A 950-nucleotide genomic window follows, 5' to 3' on the forward strand; every position below is an offset into this window, starting at 1 on the left:
TAGGGCGGATAAGCGAAGCGCATCCGCCGTTACCCTATATCCCACCCGCAGCACTACGATGCGAAGCTGCCAATCCGACACCTCTCTACTGGCACCCCCTGCGATACAGCGGCCCTCTCTGCTATCATGCCGTGCTTAATCATCCGAGCTGGCTATGTCTGAATCCGAAACACCGACCCTCGACCAATTTCCCCAACGCCTCGACCTCAGCCGCGTACTGAGTCGGGACCGGTTTCGTCTGTCCAAAGGCTGGCAGGCCATCCAGGAGCGGCTCAAGGCCGGCCAACCGGTCGACAAAGACCAGAGCAAATGGCTGGAACACTGGCAACGCTCCCAACAGCGGTTTGAGCAACGCGAACAACACCGGCCACAGACCATCGTGTATCCGGACCTGCCGATCAGCGACAAGCGGGACGAAATCGCCGAACTGATTCGCGATAATCAGGTAGTGGTGCTGGCCGGGGAAACCGGCTCCGGGAAAACCACCCAGCTCCCCAAAATCTGTCTCGAACTGGGGCGGGGTGTCAGCGGCATGATTGGCCATACCCAGCCCCGGCGGGTGGCCGCGCACACCGTCTCCCAGCGTATTGCCGAGGAGCTTCAGTCGCCCCTGGGCGAGCTGGTGGGTTACCAGGTGCGGTTTTCCGACCAGACCAGTGAGCAGAGCCTGGTCAAGGTCATGACCGACGGGATACTGCTGGCGGAAATCCAGAACGATCGCTTTCTGTCCCGCTACGACACCCTGATTATCGACGAGGCCCACGAACGCAGCCTCAATATTGACTTCCTGCTCGGGTTTCTCAAACAGTTGCTGCCCAAGCGCCCGGATCTGAAGGTCATCATCACCTCCGCCACGATCGATCTGGAGCGGTTTTCCCAACACTTTGACGATGCCCCCATCATCGAAGTGTCCGGTCGTACCTATCCGGTGGATGTCTGGTATCGGCCGC

General features: G+C 59.9%; 1 protein-coding gene. It reads left to right on the top strand.

Going from position 1 to position 950, the window contains the following annotated elements; genetic code table 11:
• Window positions 1-154: 154 nt before the first annotated feature.
• Window positions 155-950, top strand: a 796-nt coding sequence (locus B3187_RS06190) for a DEAD/DEAH box helicase (protein WP_286805151.1), incomplete at its 3' end; no start/stop codon positions are given.

The sequence above is a fragment of the Marinimicrobium sp. UBA4209 genome (assembly GCF_002381585.1).
GTDB lineage: Bacteria > Pseudomonadota > Gammaproteobacteria > Pseudomonadales > Cellvibrionaceae > Marinimicrobium > Marinimicrobium koreense.